We start from the raw sequence: 19,444 nt of genomic DNA on the forward strand, positions 1-19,444 counted from the left end.
ATTTAGCAGTCCACAGACCTTTTTTCGGCGTCGATCAGCAGATTGCGGGGCGTCAGCTGGCGCTCGCAGAAGGTCCCCAGCCGAACGTCATACCCCTGTTCCTCAAGAAACATTGAATAATCCAGCACCACCCAAAGCTCCAGTGGCCGCCGAAACAGGTGGCGCACCAGCTCGTGGCGGCGCACTTCCTGCCGTCGCCGCTCGCCATAACGTTCCCAGACACCAAAGTCTGTGTCCCCGGGTAGTTCCAGCCCCCTATTGCCGGCTGCCCAGCGACAGAAGGTGGCAAAATCGCCGTTCGTCAGCCGCGTCGGGTGCGACGGCACCGGCAGGTAGGCATCCACGCCGCGAAGCTGCCGTTGAAGACCATCGAACCCGAGACGCCAACGACTGATCCTGCGGGTTTGCTCACGCACACGCTTCGGTGCGGTCACGGTTTCCCTGACGGCCAGTCGCAGCTCGTTGCGGGTCAGCTCCAAGCCATTTTTTGAAGCCCGGACGCGCCTGGAAAGAGGCTGGTAGTCCAACGCTTCCGTCAGGTGGTAGCAGCAAGGTGAAACGCTCACCCTTGGCAGGCCCTCGCCAGCCACCTTACGCATCAGCCTGCGATGAAGGTCACCACAAGCGTGAAGGGCAACACCGTGAGCGTCGGGCGGCATCGTCAGGTTCTCGGCCATGACATCCTGGCACTGCAGGGTAACCGCATCCCCGAACTTTCCGGCCAGGAGGTTGCCATCGTCCACCAGGGTCGCGTTCCATTCAAACCCGGTTACGTCACCCCCGCACAGGGGTGCCAGGGTTCTGGCCAGGTGGCCCTTGCCGCAACACCAGTCCAGTACGCTGTGCTTCAAGGGTTGGATAGCGCTTGCAAAGGCACCGGCCTGAAGCCGCTTACGCCCGGGCATATCCGTTGCCCGGACCTCAGGCAAGGTGTTCTGATCGGCGGATTCGATGGCAAGTGGCTGAATGTCGGTCAGCTCACCGAACTCCCGGAAAGAAGGCAGCTCCACGGCCACCCATTCAGCCAGCGCGACAGGATCATCGTCCCATTGCACACAGTCGCTGTCAGAGAGCCGGGCAACCCGGTCCGCCAATGCCGGCCAGTTCTTCGTCCAGGCCGGGCTCGGGTCAGCGAATGGCGCCGGTTGCCAGAACTCACGATGCTGCGCCAGCCAATCGTTCAAGCGCTGCCAGCGCCGATAAAAAGCGTCAGCGCGGTGATGTGAACTCGCCGCCGAAGGTAACGTCACTCGGAAAATCGCCCAGGCCGAAAAGCATCCAGGCACACCGACGGCGCCTCCCCATCAATCAACTGGGAAATCACCGAAGCGCTGCCCGCCGACAGGGTCCAGCCAAAGGTGCCGTGCCCGGTGTTGAGGAACAGGTTCTCCCGGGGGCCTCGACCGATGATGGCAGGACCGTCCGGAGTCATGGGGCGAAAACCGGTCCAGGTCTCGGCGGCCTCCAGATCGGCGCAACCGGGAAAACGGGATTCCACGGACTTTCGAATGGTCGCCAGCCGGGCTTCCGGAATGTCGCGGTTGAAGTCGTCCAATTCCACAAAGCCGGAGGCGCGTAGTCTCTCTCCCAGACGGGTCGAGACCACTTTGTAGTTGTCATCGTGGATGGTCGACACCGGCGCGCGGCCAGGGTCTTTCAAGGGCACCGTAAAGCTGTAGCCCTTCACCGGGTAGATCGGCAACTCAAGCCCCAGGGGACGGGTAAGATGCCCCGACCAGCAACCGGCACTGACAACCACAGCGTCTGCCTCAAGGGTTTCCGATGTGCCATCGTCCTTGCGGATGGTCACCCCCGTTACCCGCCGATCATCAGCCACCAAATGTTCGGTTTCCGTGTTGTAGCGGAACTGCACCCCCTTCGTTTCGCAGGCCTTGGCCAGTTCACGGGAGAACAGATGACAATCACCGGTGCCATCCGTGTCATAGCTCAGGGCGCCGTAGAGTGGGCCATCCCCGATCATGCCGGGCTCTGCTTCGCGAACCTGTTCAGGAGTGAGCAATCGGGAGGGGATACCCAGTTCGTCGAGCAACCGCTGGGTTTCGCGGTAGTTTTCCAGGGTTTCCGGGGTGCTGGCAAGGTGAAGCAGGCCCTGGTGGCCGCCGTCGAACGGCAGATCAAGCTCCTTTTCAAGGGCCAGGAAGCGTTCACGGCTATGAATACCAAGGCGTATCATGGCGCGCTTGTTCAGGCCAAACAGGCCAGGCGACCAGGCGTAGCGCAGCGTTGCGAACATAAACCGCAAGGTTTCCATGGATGGCGGCACCGACATTTTCAGCGGGCCGTCCTTCTTGAATAACCAGGGGATGGCCTTCAACACCATGGATGGGTCTGCCCATGGATAGACCACCCCGTAGGAGCGCTGGGCGGCGTTGCCTTTGCTGGTTTCATTCCCAGCCGCGCTGTGACGTTCCAGCACGGTTACCTGATGGCCCCGGCTTTGCAGCTCATACGCCGTGGTTACGCCAACCACGCCGGCACCAACAACAATGATGTGCATGCACTTCTCCCTATGACAGCAATGTAGGTCAACAATCGAACAAGCTGATAAACTACTGTGACAAAGTTCTCAGGATAGCAGCCAACGCTTTGGTTGCGATGGAGTGAAGTAACCGCCAATGAGCAAGAAACGTCGCGACATTCCCGTTTTCGATCAACCGATTATCGAAACCCACTGCCATCTGGATTACCTCAAGGATCGCCCCCTGGCGGAAACCCTGGCCGAAGCGCAGCGGGTCAATATCGAACGTGTGATCACCATCGCTGTGTCACCGGACAATCTGGCTACCGTGCGTGAACTGAGCCAAACAGCCCCCTGGGTGTATGGCACGCAAGGGGTACACCCCCACGATGCCGAACAGTATTCCGATGCCGCCGAGGCGGAAATCCGCGCGCACGCTGGCGACGACAAGATCGTGGCAGTGGGCGAAATTGGCCTGGACTACTTTTACGACAACGCAGACCGGGACGTTCAGCGTGACGTGTTCCGCCGCCAGTTGCAGATCGCCTGTGACACCGACCGGCCCGTGGTCATCCACAGCCGCGAGGCCGATGACGACACCATCGACATCCTGAAGGAGTTCGAAGGTACTCTTAAGCGCCGCGGCGTCATCCACAGTTTCACGTCAGGCCCGGGGCTGGCGCAATACGCATTGGACGAAGGCTGGTGCCTGGGCTTTAACGGCATCACCACCTTCAACAAAGCCGAAAACGTGCGTGACATTGTGCGTATGGCACCCATCGAGCAGATCCTGCTGGAGACGGATTCACCGTTCCTGACCCCGGTTCCCTATCGCGGCAAGGAAAATGCACCTTTCTACATACCATTTGTTGCCGAGAAAATCGCCGAGGTGAAACAACTACCGCTGGAGAACGTACTGGCTACAACCTATGACAACAGCCTGAGAACGTTCTTCCAGCCGCGATGATCAAACGCATCCCCGTCTCCGCGCTCAAGGTCGGCATGTACATCACCGACCTGAACAACGACTGGATTCCTCACAACACCCAGCGCCGTCGCGGCGTGATCAAAAAAGAGGACACCGTTGAAAAAATCCGCCGGATGGGGGTGGACTACGTCTACATCGATGTCTCCAAGGGCCTGGATTCCCAGGATTCGGAACCAGCCCACGAAGTCGATCGCCGCAACGAGTCCGCGCTGCAGCGCGCCGGCGAACAGACTCCCGGCGTTTTCAAACGGGTAGCAGTGGCCGAGGAAATGGTGTTCGCCCAGCAGGTGCACAACCAGGCTCAGGGGCTGGTCGGCAACCTGATGAACAGCGTGAAGCTTGAAGGGGCCATCGACATAGCCCCCATTCACCAACTGGCTGACGAGCTCCAGAGCTCTATCTTGCGCAACGCCAATGCCCTCAGTTGCCTGGGCCGTATCCGTGAGAAGGATAACTATCTGCTGGAGCATTCGGTCAATCTCAGCGTGCTGATGTCCCTGTTTGGCAACTACCGCAAGCTGCCTTCGGAGGCGCTACACCAAACCATTGTTGGTGCACTGCTCCATGACATCGGCAAAATCCTGACGCCGGACGACATTCTCCACAAGCCGGGACGGCTAACGCCAGAAGAGTTTGAGGTCATGAAAGCCCATGCGAGGCATTCGCGGGATATTCTCAAGGCAACAGAGGGTATTGGCGAACTGGCCATCGTTACTGCCGCAGAGCACCATGAGCGCCTGGACGGCAGTGGCTACCCCGAGGGTCTGAAAGGCGAGGAAATCTCCGTGTACGGTCGTATGGTGGCCATTACCGATGTGTACGACGCCATTACCTCAGACCGCGTCTATCACAAGGGCATGACCCCGACCCAGGGCCTGAAGAAACTGCTGGAGTGGAGCGGCAGCCATCTGGACGCCGCCCTGGTGAAAGAGTTTATTCGTTGTGTGGGGCTCTACCCCATTGGCTCACTAGTGCTTCTGGAAAGCGGCCGGCTCGGTGTCGTCATCGAGACCAACGACGAGGACCAGCGATTGCCCGTGCTGCGCGTGATGTATGACACCCGTTTTCGCATGCCCATCACCGTTGACACCCTGAACCTGGCGAAACCGGGTACCCAGGACCGGATTCTGCGTTCCGTGGACCCGGAAGACTACAAGATCGACGTCAGAAAGTTCCTGCTCTGAAACATCACCCTCCCATGGACAGGAACACGGCCATCAGGATGGGAGACAGGAACGACAGGATAAACCCCGACGCAATCGCCACGGGCACGCAGTCCAGGCCGCCACTGCTGCGAATCACAGGCAGGGTGAAGTCCATGGCAGTCGCCCCCCCATAGCCGATGGCCATGGCCGGTCGCTGGCCAATTAACAGCGGAATAATCGCAAGCGCAATAATCTCCCGGATCACATCATTGAGAAAGGCGACACCGCCCCAGGACGGCCCCAGGGCATCGCCAATCACAATACCGGACAGGGAATACCAGCCAAACCCGGACGCCAGTGCCAACGACTCATGCCAGGCGGCGTCCAGCAAAGGCACCATTGCGAAACCAGCGAGCAGAGAGCTCCCGGCCAGCGCTAACGCAATGCCCAACCCCTGTCGGTTGAGCAGCAGCCGACGAAGGGACAGGCCGGCATTGCGCAGTTGCAGGCCAATCAGAAACAGCAGCAACATTAGCGACCAGGTCGCCACGTCTTCGGCCATGGGCATATCCGGCAGCCAGTAGAAACCGGCCAAACCACCCACCACAACCGCCAACAGTGGCTTCAACCCCGCCAGGAAAAGGCGACGATAGCCACGAGGCTGGTCCACATGATCCTCCCGCGCTGCCATCGGCTGCCAACGGTGAAACAGCCACAGCCCCGCCATGTTGGCCACAAACAGTACCACCACGAGCACGGCAACCTGGGACGCCATATTGGCCAACTGGCCACCAACGCCTTCCATCTGCCCGAGGCTCAGCCCCAAGAGTGCCAGGATAAAGTACACCAGCCCTTCAACGCCGTAGTGAATGGCCGTCATCAGATGGCGGTTCTCAAGTGCCAGGGCAAAACCCAGGAAAAGCGGTGCCAGGATCAGCAGTGCGCCGGTCAGCATGAAGTCCTCGAAAAAAGTGTATTGGGGAGGAGAAGATCAGCCGATAGGTTCGTACTGATCGGGATCAAAATGAAACTTGCCTGCACTGGCATCGCGATCGGTTCGAATGGTGCGCGCTAGGCGCTGGGCCATCACCGACCAGACCACATAGTCGTTGGGTTGGGGCTGGTAATCCTGCCCCATCAGCGCGCCCGCAACACTGCGCAACACCGCTTCCGCCTGGGAAATGGAACGATAGGGGCCCTGGCAGCGATGTTTTTCTGGTTGGCCGTCCACCGAACCACTGAGTGCCACCAACGCCCAGATGTCCTCACCGACGGGTTTGATGAACAATTCAACCCGGCGCTGTTCCCGGACCATAACCAATGCCCGTAGCGGGCCACGCCCATGAAAGTAATGCAGTTTCACGGCCTTATTCCAGGAGTTTCAGTGAAGTACATGCCCGGACCTGTCCTGCACCAGCACCCAGGGCGCAATCACCACTGCCCAGAGTTCCGTGTTCTCGTCATACCAGTGGCGGGCAAGATCCGGAGCGACATCGCCCACTTTGTTATCGGCCAACCAACGCTCAAACTGGGCCTTGTTGTCCGCTGACAGTTCTGCCGCCACATCCAGCAGGTCCAGTTCCGGGACCACTTTCACGACATGACCACGGGCATAATACACCTGCAGGTCATGCCAATTAATCCGGGACGTTTCCAGATTCAGCTTGTGTTTCAGTTCCTCTGGCGATTCTTTCGCAACCATGTTCACACCTTGGACGTCCATATTTCACGTATCTGATCGGCAAGAGTCATGGGGTCGAACGGTTTGGGTATCACGTCAACCGCTCCCAATTCCCTGTAGAACGCCACCTCTTCAGTTTGCACCTTAGCGGTCATGAACACCACAGGTGTCGCGCTCAATGCCGGAATTTCCCGTAACGCCTGAAACGTAGTCGGGCCATCCATACCCGGCATCATAACATCCAGCAGGATCAGTTCGGGGTCAAAATCCGGACCCTCAACAAGCGCCTCCTGACCGGAGCTGCAGCTCTTTACTGAAAACCCCCCAACGGTTTCCAGTGCCAGCTCCGCCACGGCCCTGATGTCGGCATCGTCCTCCACATAAAGAATTCGCTGAAGCTCTCCGACCGGGCTAGCCATCGTCTGTACCTCTCTCATGGTTATCCACCCCCAGTCTGCGCAGCAAGCGCAAACATTCCTCGCCCTGATTCTGCCCATCCGCTATCAAGGCGGAGGCACGCATAACCAGTTTTGAATCGCTCGTGGCATCACGCGGCAGAAAATGAACTGCGCCAATCAGCTCTCTCAACTGCAAAGGCAGATGCCACTGCACTTTGAGACGATTCCCATAACTCTGAGCCCAGGCCGTTAACCCGCTTTCAATCTGTTCATCAGAAACCTGGCCTTTGCGATCCAGGCATTGCTGCATCACCTTGAGCACCGCCAGTTCGCCGACCCGGCTGAGCAGGGCCGCCGTGTGCACATCGGATTGATCGATTCCGATACGTAACGCAATTCGTACGGCTTCCTGGGCTACCTTCTCGGCGGTTTCGAGAAAGACAGTCGCTCTTTCCGCCAAACGGGTATCGCGCAACTGGCCGCATATATCCAGCGACATGGCCATCGCGTGCCGCAAGGCCATATCCACACCCATGGTGGCAATCCCGTCACGCAGACTGCGGACCGGCTCACCGGTTTTCTGGAACGAGGCGCTGTTGGCCACGTCAAGCAGACGGGTTGTCAACGCAACCTCGCCATGCCACCGCTCCGCGAGCTGCGATGGGGAGATATCCTGTTTTCGCGCCATCAATTCGAGAACCCGAGCCGTATCAATGGCGGAGGGCAGCTGAATAACGGACTCCACCGACGTCTGCAGCAGGTGCTCCAGATCAGGTTGAGACTCCCGATCAAAGTCTGCCGGGTCCACCAGTGCTGTCAGCCTTTCGTGCACCATCTCCACACTGAACGGTTTGCTGATATAGCCATTGATGCCGTAGCGTGCGGCTTTCAGAACCGAATCCCTGTCAGCCCGGCCGGAGATCATGACAATGGCGGTCTTGCTGCTCTTCTCACGGGCAGCGCGAATAACCTCAAGGCCCGAGCCATCCGGCAGATTCCAGTCGATGATCATCAGGTCAGAGCCGTGTTGGGACCAATGTGCCAGAGCCCCCCTGACCGACGCCGTTACGAAAATATCAATACCCGGGTAAAGCCCGCCGACCACCGTTTCCAGCAGATCCGCCAGCAATGTGTCATCTTCCAGAATAAGTGCCTTCATAACGTTATGCTTCATCCCTGATGGAAAATCGTCACGCCGTTACGGCCCCCTTTCTTTCGCTCATAAAGGGCCTGATCCGCTGCGTTGAGCGCATCGCTACCGGACTCAAAAGCATCCAGCGCGGCAATACCCACGCTGAGGGTAACCGACAGGCTAGCACCATCATTGTTGAACGACAGGTCAGAGAATGCCTCGCAGATCTGAGTCATCACCGACCGCCCTTCCTGTATCGAGCACTCCGGCAAAACCACCACAAACTCCTCCCCGCCATACCGGCCGATCATGTCGGTGGAACGCAATCGTTGCCTGAGGAGGCTGGCAAGTGCCTTAATGACAATATCGCCCATTCTGTGCCCGTACTGATCATTCACTTTCTTGAAATGATCCAGGTCCAGCATGGCGACAACCGAGGACTGCGACAGTCGCTTGCAGCGGGCCTGTTCCTTATCAATTTCCTGCTTTATATACGAATGTTTCAACAGGCCCGTAAGGCTGTCCCGTATCAGCAGCTCGTTCAGTTGGCGGGCGCGATAGCAGCGGATCTGGGCGGCGCGTACAAGATAGCTGTCGGACACGGGCTTGGTCAGGAACTCATCCGCCCCTTTTGCCATGGCTTCGAGCTGAACCTGCTTATCCTGCTCGGACGACAGGTAGATGATCGGCAGGCTTACCCATTCGGGATCAAAACGAACCAGCTTTGCCACCGTCGGCCCGGAGTAATCTCCCATGCGAACGTCCAGCAGCATTATGTCAGGTGAGAATTCCGAGAGTTCCGACAACACCGTCTCGGGATTACTGATGGCGCGGACATTAAAGCCCGCTCCTTCCAGCACCGCCCGGTAGTGCCCAGCAAGATCTTCATCGTCATCCAGAATCAGGATTTTCCCGGAAACCGTCCGGCTCTGCTCACTGACCAAACGCTCGATGCTTTCCGTCAGTACGGTTGCATCAACCGGTTCCGTAATAAGTGCATCTGCCCCGGCATCCGCCAGGGCATACCGGTTTCGGAAATCATCCCTGCGTCCGATACAAATGAGCGGTGGTTTCAGTAAGCTGGCGCTCCCTGTCTTCTTATCGAGCGCCGCGGACACCTCAGAAAGCGCGTCCTCACCGGTCACCACAAGGGTCACTCCCGACATTCCGCTAAGGGAGAGGGTGGAGACCGCCTGTCGCGATATCGAAAAACCGTAATTTGAGAGTGCGTACTCCAGAAAAACCTGCGAACCTTCCGATAATCCACACAGGACAACCTGAATATCTGCGGCCGTCAGACTGTAATGATCATTTAAGTGCTCAGGATCGTTGGTACTGCGGGTTGTCGACACCGACGTTTCATCCAACAAAGAACGCAAGTGCCCTGCCTGCGTCAGGGTATCGATAACCTGTGGAGTTTCCTCGCCGGGAACCTCTGGGTCACCGTCGGCTTGCACCGGGTATTTTTCCACCAATGGCTTAAGGCGTTGTTCCAGCCTTCGTGCCTCCGCCCCCAATACCGCATACCCGAAGGTTCCGGCAGAACCGGCCAGACGATGAAGCAGTTGGTAGGCCGACATCACATCTTCACGCCGCAGTCGCTGCCCCTGAGCCCCCCCGGTTACCCTCGCAGCGACTTCGCTCAACTGATCGAGTTCCCCCTCCGCCTTACCACGGAAGCTGAGTCGCAATTGTGCGAGTTTATCCGCGATATCCGCTTTTGGATCTTTTCCCATAAAAGGTCTGAGGCCTCGATTTTTTACTAATATAACCGGTTCAACTAGGCTAATCTTCTTTCATCACAGAACATTATCCGGAAAAACGCAACAGAGAGGCACTTCATTGCGATCAGGCAAATCGCTCTCCCTTAGTAGTCGCGTAGCGATCATTATTGGCGGAGGCAGTCTAGTAACCGTCCTGGCCATTATTGCGATCGCCTATCAGGCCCTGGTACAGGACTTTGAAGACCTGCTCACCCATCGCCAGATTCTCGAAGCTGCAAGAACATCGGAGCAGGTCGACCAGAAGCTTCAGCTTCGACTAAATTCTCTGTCAGCGTTCGCCTCACAATTTGCCGACGACGACCTTCCGGACCAGTCTGCCTTGGAGATAGCACTGAATCGCCAAACGGCAATCCAGGATCTGTTTCCGGCGGCGCTTCTCATTTTCGATGAGAACGGATGTGCCGTGGCAGAAAATGTCTACGTCCCAAATCGTATTGGCACCTGCTATCTGGATCGCCCTCACTTCCAGGAAGCCTTGAAGAAACGAAGGCCTATTGTCAGCAAGCCTATTATCGGGCGAACCACTGGCAGGCCCCTGCTCTCCTTTCTGGCACCCATCGAAACGGATGAAGGGGACTTGCTTGGATTCGCAGGCGGCACCCTGGATCTGGGCAAGACCACTCTATTACCCGAAAAACGCAACATGGGTTTGTATGGATCCCAGGGTATCGAGAAAATCATCGACACGGAAAACTTTCTGTACGTGGATTCCGGCAAGGGCTCCCAGAACATCGAACCCCTGCCGCCTCCTGGCGCAGATGCGCTGACAGACGCAGCGCTATCCGGCATCACGTTCGGACAGGTCAACGGCCAGGATGGTCAGCCCCTGATATACGCCACCAATCACCTGCAACGGCTGGGGTGGGTCTTCGTCCGTGCTGTTCCCTATGATCAGGCAACAACACCCGCCCGACAATCCTTTCTCCAGTTCTTCAGCATCAGCCTGCTGATCACACTGGTGATCGCCGCGTTAAGCTACCTGCTGGTCAAGAGCACCATGTCGCCACTGGACCGAATGACGACGAGTATAAAGCACATGGCTGAACAACCGGATTCTGCCATGCGGTTGGGCGAGTCCGGCATTCCGGAGGTCAGCAACCTGGCCGTGGCCTTCAATCGACTTCTGGAGGAACGTGACGGCCTGGACAGGCTCAAAGATCATTTCATGTCCTCGGTCAGCCACGAACTTCGTACGCCCCTGACGTCACTGACTGGCGCTCTGAAGCTGCTCTCTTCCGGCACCACCGGACCACTCAGCGAAAAAAGCCAGAGCATGGCAAACCTCGCCCTGAGAAATGGCGAGCGCCTGCAACTGCTGGTGTCGGATTTGCTCGACTTCAACAAACTGTCCGATGGCAGTCTCAAAGTGCGAATTCAAAGCGAAGCGATCCAACCGATACTTTACGGCACCGTTGAGGACAACAACACTATGGCTACTGAACATCATGTCCGGTTGATGTCAGACAGCGGTGAGCTACCACATATACTCTGTGACAAGCACCGGCTGAGGCAGATTCTGGACAACTACGTCAGCAACGCCATCAAGTTCTCGCCCAAAAACGGAGTGGTCAGGATAAAAGCCCGGCTCCACTCACCGGAATACGTGAGAGTCACCGTTAGTGATCAGGGCTCTGGAGTACCGGATTCTTTTGCCGACAGCGTGTTCAAACGATTCGCACAGGCCGAAACCGGCACCACCCGTTCGGTAAAGGGTACGGGGCTGGGGCTTGCCATTTGTGCCGAACTGGCAACGCTGATGCATGCAGAGGTTGGCTACTACAATGATCAGGGCGCGCATTTCTGGGTCGATATGCCCACATCCGGATCCGGTGAGGCATTGTCGACCGTCGCTGATGAGGAAACAGACTCGTGATAGCACCCGAAAGCCCATTGAATGAGGCGGTACGGCTTCTCGCGCTGAAGCGAACTCACCTGCTCGATACGTCACCAGAGGAGCGATTTGATCGCTTTACTCGCATGGCCAAACTGGCCTTCGACGTCCCCATTGCCCTGGTGTCACTGGTCGACGAAAAACGGCAATGGTTCAAATCCTGTCAGGGGCTGGAGGCCAGGGAGACCCCCAGGGACATCTCTTTCTGCGGCCACGCCATCCTCAGTGATCGTCTGTTCATTGTCGAGGACACCCACGAGGATTCGAGATTTGCCGATAACCCGCTCGTTACCGGCCCGCCAAACATTCGCTTCTACGCCGGTGCTCAACTCCGCAGCCATGAAGGTTATCGCCTGGGCACTCTCTGCATCATAGACACCCGGCCACGATCGCTCGACGGCGATCAACGCATGCTTTTGGAAGAGCTGGCCCGATGTGTCGATGAAGAGATCAATGACTTCGAAGCGAGTAAATCCCGCCAGGAACAACTCGAGAAGACCCGGATTCTGAGTGCACTGAACAACCTGACGGTGGACGCCTCCGCGCCCCTGGAACAAAAAATAGACATGGCCCTGGATCTGGGGCGCCAACACCTTGAACTGGAAACCGGCATCGTCAGCGAAATCACCACCGATGTCTATACGATTCGCTGGTTCAGAGCGCCGGATGACTCTCCACTGGAAGCCGGCCTGTCACTACCGGTGGAACAAACCTATTGTGCACTGATGCTCGCAAAAGGCGACCATCTGGCGATCAGCCATATGGGCGACTCGCGCTATCGCCATCAGTCGTGCTATGCCCAAATGGGCCTCGAGAGCTATATTGCGGCACCCATAGAGTTTGATGGCAAGCTCTTCGGCACGCTTAATTTTTCCTCGGTATCGCCAAGATCCAGACCGTTCACGGATCTGGATCGCCTGTTTATCGTGTGGCTGGCACAGTGGATGGCAGCCCTTCTCCAGCAACATTCCCATGAGGATACGCTGCGAAAGCTGTCCGAAAACGTGCCTGGAATGCTTTATCAGTATCAGGTACTCCAGGATGGTGAGTCGAGGTTCCTCTACAGCAGCGACGGCATACGTGATATTTACGGCGTTTCTCCGGAGACTGTTATAGAGGATGCCAGCATTGCCTTTGATGCCATACACCCCGACGACATTGAATATGTAGCCGCTTCCATCGACCGTTCCCAGGAGGCACTGGCGGTTTGGGAGTCCGAGTTTCGGGTCAGAGCTCCGGATGGGAACTGGATTTGGGTCGAGGGCCGGGCCACGCCGGAACGGCGCCCGGACGGTAGCGTCATCTGGCATGGGTTTCTCGCCAACGTCGATGAAAAGAAGCGCTCGCAGCTTGCACTCGCGGAACGAGAGCAACTGCTGCGTACCTTATTCGAACTGTCACCGATTGGCATTCTTCTGACCAGTTTCAGAAGCGGACAGAACTTTGATGTTAACGCGGCACTGTTGGAGTACAGCGGTTACTCACACGCCGAGTTCCTGGCACTGAACTACTGGGACGTCACTCCCGAGGACTACGCCGAGCAAACGCAGCAGGCCATCACTGATTTGAAAGAACACGGGCGGTTCGGCCCCGTGGAGCAGGAGTTTATCCGCAAGGATGGCACCCGGTTCCCGATGCTCTTCCAGGGCGTTCTGGTGGAGCGTGCCGACAACGAACCACTGGTGTGGTCGCTGGTTGAGGATATATCAGAGCGCCGCAAGGTTGACCGAATGAAAAACGAGTTCATCTCCACCGTGAGCCATGAACTACGAACCCCCCTGACGTCCATATCAGGCTCCCTTGGGTTGATCGCGGGCGGGGTTTTTGGCCATCTACCTGAAAAAGTCAAAGCCATGGTGGCTATCGCAGCCCGCAACAGCGACCAACTAAAGCATCTGATTGATGATCTGCTGGATATGGAAAAGCTGGTCTCCGGAAAAATGGAACTGCGGATGCACAGCGAGAACATCAGCGCGATCATTCAGGACAGCCTGGATCGAACATCAACCTACGCGGTTGATCGGCAAATCTCACTTCGGTTCGAAAATCACCATCCCTGGGTCAAAGCCGCTATCGATGCCCGGCGCCTGGGCCAGGCACTCGACAACCTGCTGTCCAACGCCATCAAGTTTTCTCCGCCGGAGGCCGAGGTTGTCATACTGACACACCTTCATGACGGCCTTTTTCGCATCGAAGTCACGGACTATGGCACAGGCATACCGGAAGCCTTCCGAGCCAGGATATTCGAAAAGTTCGCCCAGGCTGACAGCTCCGATACCCGAGGCCGTGGCGGTACGGGCCTCGGGCTGGCCATTACCCGGGAGATCATGTCGCAAATGGGCGGCGGCGTGGGGTTCAAATCCACCGAGGGATACGGCTCGACGTTCTGGCTGGACATCAAACCCGATGAGAGTGACAAACCCGATGAGAGTGACGAGTAATCGATAGTGGCGGCACAAACGCGGGCTAACGTGTTTCATCGTTTGATCTGGGCTTCAAGGCTGGGCGTTCTGCTGTTGGTCATTGTAGTCGCGGTTTCCCTTGATGCATCCAGCTCTTCCAGCCACCGCAACGATGTCCGTCAGCAGTGGCAGGAAAAAACGGATGAGATAAGCCTCAAGCTGCAAAGTGCCATACTGCAGAACATCCAGACCGTGTGGGGACTGGCCGCCAACGTCGCGATACAACCCGATATCGACGGCCAACGCTTCCGGGAACTGGCCTCGGTCATCTTCAGCCTGGCACCGGAACTCCGAAACATCGGACTGGCTCCGGATTTCGTGATTCGCCATGTCTACCCACTGGCCGGCAATGAGGCTGCGATCGGTCTCGACCTGACCGCACAGAGCTTGTCGCAAGATCAGATCGAGATGCTGCTCAACACCCGTCGCGTGGTGTTCACCGGCCCTATTGATCTGGTTCAGGGCGGGCAGGGGCTGGCGGGGCGTGTTCCCATATTCGAACAGGCCTCGGGCGATTTCTGGGGGGTTATTTCAGTGATACTGGACCTTCAGAAACTGTACTCGTCGATAGGGCTGGATACGTTGCAAGACGACTTCAATGTAGCGATCTCGTCGTCGGCCGACGTTAATGACACTCAGTCGGTTTTTTTCTCCACACGCCCCTTTCAATGGGAAGATCCAGTCACCAGCACGATTCGCATGAGAGGCGCTACCTGGGTGGTGTTTGCCGAACCAGTCGGGGGCTGGCCAAACCACCCCAGTCAGCCCTGGATATTTCGTGGCAGCCTGTTCGCGATGCTGGTCATTGTCAGCGGTGCTGTTTTCTGGCTCACCAGCCTGATGTCACGGGATCGCGAAATGCAGCGGCGGCTCTGGGGACTCTTCGAACTGGCCCCCATGGGCATCGGGCTGTTCAGTGTCACCTCCAATCGACTGCTCCGGGCAAACCCAACGTTCGAAAACCAGTTTGGCAGATCCGTCCAGTCACTGGATTTCTTCGACCAACCGCTTGATGTCCATGGAGAGCCGCTGGCCAACAGGCCCGGGGTTCAGGAAACCCTTCGGGAACATGCCAGACTCAGCGGCCTCGAAGGCTACTTCATGACGCCAGGGCAGGAACTGGCCCCCGTCATGCTCCACGGGCTGCAACTGGACGATTACGGCAACGAACCCGTTGTCTGGCTGATCACCGAGGACATTTCAGAGCGGAAGAAAGTCGACCACCTGAAGAACGAGTTCATTTCCACTGTCAGCCACGAGCTTCGCACCCCACTGACCTCGATTTCCGGCTCCCTCGGGCTACTGGCCAACAATGCCGTCGGCGAGCTGCCGGAGAAGGCCTCGAAACTGGCGCACATCGCCTATCGGAACAGCCAACAGCTTACGTTCCTGATCAACGACTTACTCGATATAGAAAAGCTTGTGGCCGGCAAAATGCCCTTCCGTAGCGAACACCATGTTCTGCAAAATCTTGTTCACGAGAGTGTTGAAAACATCGCAACCTTTGCCCAACAGCGAGACATTCATCTTCAGGTGGCTGAACTGCCAGCCGTGACAGTTCATGTGGATCGTCAGCGCCTGAACCAGGCCATCACCAACCTGTTGTCCAACGCCATCAAGTTTTCTCCGGCAGGGTCCTCCGTCGACATTTTCGCCAGCCAGCGCGGAGAGTCGGTTCGGCTGTGTATCAGAGACCATGGTGAGGGCGTCGCCCCGCATTTTCGGGAGCATATTTTTAAGAAGTTCTCACAAGCTGATTCGTCGGACCGAAGAGCCAGTGGCGGAACCGGGCTCGGTCTGGCCATCACACGGGAGCTGATGGCGCGCATGAAGGGCACGGTGGACTATGAATCCGTTCCGGGCGAGGGGGCTACGTTCTGGCTGGAACTGCCAGTGGCGGGGTAATGGGTAACTGAGTATTGAGAGGCCCGGCAGGTTGCCCTGCCAGACCAACGCCAGACCAAACAGTCACGCCGACTTGAGCATCTCCCGCACGACGTAGTGCAGGATACCGCCGTGGCGGTAATAAACCGCTTCGTTGGCGGTGTCGATCCGGGACAGTAGTTCACAGGTCTCGGTCTTGCCGTCCGGATAGGTCACCGTCATTTCGAGTGTCTGACCCGGCTTGATGTCACCGGACAGGCCCTTGATGCTGATGGTTTCCTCGCCCGTCAGCTTCAGGCTCTTGCGGTCGACCCCGTCCTTGAACTGCAGCGGCATCACGCCCATACCGATCAGGTTGGAGCGGTGGATACGCTCGTAGGACTCGGCAACCACGGCCTTCACGCCCAGCAAGCGGGTACCTTTCGCAGCCCAGTCACGGCTGGAGCCGGTGCCGTATTCCTTGCCGGCAATAACCACCAGGGGGGTGTCCTCTTCCTGATACTTCATGGCCGCATCGTAGATCGGCATCTGCTCGCCAGTGGGGATGTGTTTGGTGAATCCACCCTCAACGCCGTCCAGCATCTCGTTCCGGATGCGCACGTTGGCGAAGGTGCCACGCATCATCACCTCGTGATTGCCCCGGCGCGAACCATAAGAGTTGAAATCCTTCGGCTCCACACCCCGCTCCTGCAGGTATTTACCCGCCGGGCTGTCGGCTTTGAACGACCCGGCCGGCGAAATATGGTCGGTGGTGACGGAGTCACCCAACAGCGCCAGAATGTTCGCGTCCTTGATATCATCGATGGCGTCCGGCTCTTCCTTCAGGCCCTGGAAGAACGGCGGGTGCTGGATGTAGGTGGACTTGTCGGACCACTCGTACACCTTGCTCTCGGGGACCTTGATCGCCTTCCAGGTGGCATCGCCGTCGAAGACTTCCGCATACTCCTTATGGAACATGTCGGTTTTCACCTTCTCGACCGCTTCGGCGATTTCCTGCTGGCTCGGCCACAGGTCCTTCAGGTACACAGGCTTCCCGTTTTTGTCTTCGCCCAGAGGATCCTTGGAAAGGTCCAGGCGCACGTTGCCCGCCAAGGCATAGGCCACTACCAGCGGTGGTGAGGCCAACCAGTTGGTTTTCACCAGTGGGTGCACCCGACCCTCGAAGTTACGGTTACCGGAGAGCACCGAGGCCACGGTAAGATCACCATCGGCAATGGCCTTCTCAACGGCATCCGGCAACGGGCCGGAGTTACCGATACAGGTGGTGCAACCATAACCCACCAGGTTGAAACCAAGCTTGTTGAGGTCGTCCTGGAAACCACCCACCTTCAGGTAATCGGTCACCACCTTAGAGCCCGGTGCCAGGGAGGTTTTCACCCAGGGTTTGGTATCCAGCCCCCTTGCGACCGCTTTCTGGGCAATCAGGCCCGCAGCCATCATCACGCTCGGGTTGGACGTATTGGTGCAGGAGGTGATTGCTGCGATGACCACCGCGCCGGGGTCCAGCCGTGTCTTTTCACCGTTCATTTCCAGCGGCTGACTGGCGGCGTGTTCGTAGCTGTCCTGGACACCAACGGCGGTCTGCCCGCCTTCCGATTCCAGTTTGCCTTCGCGGGACTCTGACGGGCCTTCGGCGGTTTCCATCAGCAGTTCAAACGAGGCCTTCATGTTCTTCAGGGCAACCCGGTCCTGCGGGCGCTTGGGGCCGGCGAGGCTGGCCTCGACGTCACCCATATCAAGCTCCAGGGTGTCGGTGTACACCGGCTCCTGGCCGGGCTGGCGCCAGAGGCCCTGGGCCTTCGCATAGGCCTCCACCAGCTCAAGCTGGTCGTCTTCGCGGCCGGTTAGCTGCATGTATTTGATGGTTTGCTCGTCCACCGGGAAGAAACCACAGGTAGCCCCGTATTCCGGCGCCATGTTGGCAATGGTGGCACGGTCCGCGACGGGCATGTCTTTCAGGCCGTCACCGTAGAATTCCACGAACTTACCCACGACACCTTTCTTGCGCAGCATTTCGGTGACGGTCAGTACCAGATCCGTTGCGGTAATGCCTTCGCGCAGCTTGCCGGTAATCTTGAAGCCGACCACTTCCGGAATCAGCATGGACACAGGCTGGCCCAGCATGGCCGCTTCCGCTTCGATACCACCCACACCCCAGCCGAGGATGCCAAGGCCGTTGATCATGGTGGTGTGTGAGTCTGTTCCCACCAGGGTGTCCGGGTAGGCGATGGTTTTTCCGTCCTGGTCCTTGCTCCACACGGTCTTACCCAGATACTCCAGGTTCACCTGGTGACAGATACCGGTCCCAGGCGGCACCACGCGGAAATTGTCGAACGCCTGCTGGCCCCAACGCAGGAATTCATAGCGTTCCTGATTGCGTTCCATCTCGATGGTAACGTTGTCCTTGAAGGCTGATGGGTCACCGTACTTGTCCACCATCACCGAGTGGTCGATCACCAGATCCACCGGCGACAGCGGATTGATCATTGCCGGGTCCTTGCCGGCTGACTTGACCGCTTCCCGCATGGCCGCCAGATCCACCACACCGGGCACACCGGTGAAGTCCTGCATCAGTACACGGGCGGGACGAAACTGGATTTCGGTATCGGATTTCCGGTCTTTCATCCACTGAATCATCGCATCGATATGGCCCCGGTCCACGGTGGCGTCATCTTCGTTGCGCAGCAGATTTTCCAGCAACACCTTCAGGGAAAACGGCAACTTGTCGATGTTGCCAAGGGTGTCGGCAGCCTTGGGCAGGCTGTAATAGTGATAGGTCTTGCCGCCAGCCTCCAGGCTGGAAAGGGTATTGAGACTGTCTTTACTCAGGCTTTGTTTCGACATGAGGTGCCTCCTTTTGATGATCCGAAGATTTCGGAAGGCTTAGCAGTAGCCTTTGCATCAGCGTACTGACCGCGGATGGCAATAGACTGATGCAAAGACCCTGATTTTGAAAGTCTCCTATAACTATTGCACCGATTGACCAGACTTCAACTGCGGTTCCGTGAATGTTCAGTATTGCGGCGGTGAATACCCCTACCCTCCTCAGGCCTGTCGATCCCCATAAAGCTGGGCATAGAGCCCCTGGCGGGCGATCAGCTCATCATGATGCCCTTCCTCGGTGATGAAGCCGTCCTCGAAAACGTAAACACGGTCGGCCTGTTTCACGGCACTCAGACGATGGGCAATGATCAGGGTGGTGCGTTGACGCAGAAAAGCCTCTAGATCCTGATGCAGCTGAAACTCGGTTTCGGCGTCCAGGGCGGAGGTGGCCTCATCCAGGATCACCACGGAGGGATCCGACAACACCATACGGGCAATGGCCAGCCGCTGGCGCTGGCCACCGGACAAACGCACCCCCTGGCGGCCAATCATGGTATCCAGTTGCTGAGGCATGTCCGCCACGGTCCCGTCCAGTTGCGCGATGGCCAGGGCCTGCCACAGTTCGGCGTCGGTCTTGTCCCGGCCCAGGGTGAGGTTCTGTCGCACGGTGTCGTTGAACAGGGCCGGGTGCTGCAGCACGGTGGCCACGTTCTCCCGCAGACAGGGGAGCCCGATGCGCTGGACCGGCACACCACCCAGCAGCACCTGCCCCTGCTG

The 19,444-nt window shown here is 57.8% G+C and carries 15 protein-coding genes; 5 read left to right on the forward strand and 10 right to left on the reverse strand.

The annotated features are described in order from the left end of the window. Positions 1-2: 2 nt before the first annotated feature. Both B3M52_RS14910 and B3M52_RS14915 read right to left on the reverse strand, forming a co-directional pair. Positions 3-1,250, reverse strand: a complete 1,248-nt coding sequence (locus B3M52_RS14910; protein ID WP_075195633.1) for a methyltransferase — start codon at positions 1,248-1,250, stop codon at positions 3-5. Next, positions 1,247-2,518: a D-amino acid dehydrogenase gene (locus B3M52_RS14915; RefSeq protein WP_075195632.1), complete on the reverse strand. Its 1,272-nt coding sequence runs from the start codon at positions 2,516-2,518 to the stop codon at positions 1,247-1,249. Before B3M52_RS14915 ends, B3M52_RS14910 begins: the two co-directional genes overlap by 4 nt. A 118-nt stretch (positions 2,519-2,636) precedes the next feature. Here B3M52_RS14915 and B3M52_RS14920 point away from each other — a divergent pair, with 118 nt between their 5' ends. Next, the gene (locus tag B3M52_RS14920) at positions 2,637-3,446 is read left to right on the forward strand and encodes a TatD family hydrolase (protein WP_036211116.1); all 810 of its coding nucleotides are present in this window, start codon (positions 2,637-2,639) and stop codon (positions 3,444-3,446) included. Beyond that, the gene (locus B3M52_RS14925; protein ID WP_041332477.1) at positions 3,443-4,651 is read left to right on the forward strand and encodes an HD-GYP domain-containing protein; all 1,209 of its coding nucleotides are present in this window, start codon (positions 3,443-3,445) and stop codon (positions 4,649-4,651) included. The genes B3M52_RS14920 and B3M52_RS14925 overlap by 4 nt, the downstream gene beginning before the upstream one ends. A 4-nt stretch (positions 4,652-4,655) precedes the next feature. On the opposite strand, the gene B3M52_RS14930 is transcribed toward B3M52_RS14925, so the two are convergent. Genes B3M52_RS14930 through B3M52_RS14955 form a run of 6 tightly spaced genes read right to left on the reverse strand, consistent with a single transcriptional unit; the run spans position 4,656 to position 9,559 of the window. After that, positions 4,656-5,567, reverse strand: a complete 912-nt coding sequence (locus tag B3M52_RS14930; protein ID WP_041332476.1) for a lysine exporter LysO family protein — start codon at positions 5,565-5,567, stop codon at positions 4,656-4,658. A gap of 36 nt (positions 5,568-5,603) precedes the next feature. Next, positions 5,604-5,975 (reverse strand): hypothetical protein, encoded by a 372-nt coding sequence (locus tag B3M52_RS14935; protein ID WP_036211122.1) that lies wholly within the window; start codon positions 5,973-5,975, stop codon positions 5,604-5,606. A gap of 18 nt (positions 5,976-5,993) precedes the next feature. Next, positions 5,994-6,314 carry a DUF2288 domain-containing protein gene (locus B3M52_RS14940; RefSeq protein ID WP_036211125.1) on the reverse strand — a complete coding sequence of 107 codons (321 nt, stop codon included), beginning with the start codon at positions 6,312-6,314 and terminating at the stop codon, positions 5,994-5,996. Between the two features lie 2 nt (positions 6,315-6,316). Then, on the reverse strand, positions 6,317-6,712 hold the full coding sequence (locus B3M52_RS14945; protein ID WP_075195631.1) for a response regulator: 396 nt from the start codon (positions 6,710-6,712) through the stop codon (positions 6,317-6,319). After that, positions 6,705-7,850: a response regulator gene (locus B3M52_RS14950; RefSeq protein ID WP_075195648.1), complete on the reverse strand. Its 1,146-nt coding sequence runs from the start codon at positions 7,848-7,850 to the stop codon at positions 6,705-6,707. Before B3M52_RS14950 ends, B3M52_RS14945 begins: the two co-directional genes overlap by 8 nt. Positions 7,851-7,861: 11 nt before the next feature. Next, a complete protein-coding gene (locus B3M52_RS14955) occupies positions 7,862-9,559 on the reverse strand; it encodes a diguanylate cyclase (RefSeq protein ID WP_075195630.1) in 1,698 nt (565 codons plus the stop codon). Between the two features lie 106 nt (positions 9,560-9,665). Here B3M52_RS14955 and B3M52_RS14960 point away from each other — a divergent pair, with 106 nt between their 5' ends. The 3 genes from B3M52_RS14960 to B3M52_RS14970 are packed head-to-tail and all read left to right on the forward strand — an operon-like array spanning position 9,666 to position 15,865. Next, complete coding sequence (locus B3M52_RS14960; RefSeq protein ID WP_075195629.1) at positions 9,666-11,480, forward strand: sensor histidine kinase; 1,815 nt, start codon at positions 9,666-9,668, stop codon at positions 11,478-11,480. Further along, positions 11,477-13,939, forward strand: a complete 2,463-nt coding sequence (locus B3M52_RS14965; RefSeq protein ID WP_075195628.1) for a PAS domain S-box protein — start codon at positions 11,477-11,479, stop codon at positions 13,937-13,939. Before B3M52_RS14960 ends, B3M52_RS14965 begins: the two co-directional genes overlap by 4 nt. A gap of 6 nt (positions 13,940-13,945) precedes the next feature. After that, complete coding sequence (locus tag B3M52_RS14970) at positions 13,946-15,865, forward strand: ATP-binding protein (protein ID WP_075195627.1); 1,920 nt, start codon at positions 13,946-13,948, stop codon at positions 15,863-15,865. Between the two features lie 63 nt (positions 15,866-15,928). Here the strand turns inward: B3M52_RS14970 and acnA are convergent, their stop codons facing one another. Both acnA and B3M52_RS14980 read right to left on the reverse strand, forming a co-directional pair. Then, complete coding sequence (gene acnA, locus B3M52_RS14975; RefSeq protein ID WP_075195626.1) at positions 15,929-18,688, reverse strand: aconitate hydratase AcnA; 2,760 nt, start codon at positions 18,686-18,688, stop codon at positions 15,929-15,931. 201 nt (positions 18,689-18,889) lie between these two features. Continuing rightward, positions 18,890-19,444, reverse strand: a 555-nt coding sequence (locus B3M52_RS14980) for an ATP-binding cassette domain-containing protein (protein ID WP_286749817.1), incomplete at its 5' end; no start/stop codon positions are given.

The organism is Marinobacter sp. UBA2688, from assembly GCF_002352785.1.
GTDB lineage: Bacteria > Pseudomonadota > Gammaproteobacteria > Pseudomonadales > Oleiphilaceae > Marinobacter > Marinobacter salarius.